Source organism: Staphylococcus sp. EG-SA-2 (assembly GCF_017152085.1).
In genome coordinates, this window is sequence record NZ_JACYHC010000019.1 from 1 (window position 1) to 580 (window position 580).

The 580-nt window shown below is 31.7% G+C and carries 1 protein-coding gene and 1 pseudogene; both read right to left on the reverse strand.

Annotation, left to right across the window (positions count from 1 at the left end):
* Positions 1 to 61: hypothetical protein (locus IDG60_RS21575; protein ID WP_241013307.1), on the reverse strand; the 61-nt coding region annotated here is incomplete at its 3' end.
* Positions 62 to 308: 247 nt separating this feature from the next.
* A pseudogene (locus IDG60_RS00120) lies at positions 309 to 580 on the reverse strand (peptidase M28); the annotation flags it as partial.

Consider the following 580-nt stretch of genomic DNA (forward strand, 5'->3'; position numbering starts at 1 on the left):
TATGATCTAGTATGATTCTATCGCTCGCTTTATACACTAAATCTTTAATTTCTAACAACATTTGCACCGCTCCTCATGTAATATATCAGGTATATTATTCCCGTTTTTTTGGTTTTTAGTGCAATTATATTTAAGAAAAAATCATTTTCTTGTAATATCAAAATTTAGGCATAATTGATTTTCAGCATTTAAATTAAAAACAAAAAATCCTATTAACATGGATACTGTCTAATGACTAAGAATTAAAATTAGACAATTGTTTAACAACCTACCATATTAAAAGGATTCTTTATTATTTGTGGATTGGGTTACCACATGATATTTTTATAACTTTCATCATTTAATGAACGGACAATTTCAGTAACAAGACGGATAGAATTTTCATAATCATCTACATTGAGCACTGAAACATTAGAATGCATGTATCGCAGCGTAACACCGATTGTCATCGTGGGAATACCTTCATTTGCGACATGAATACTTCCCGCATCTGTACCTCCACCTGGTGTCGTATCCCATTGTACTTCGATGTTATGTTCCTTAGCTACATCTTTAATATGCTTACGCAAACCTTGGTGAG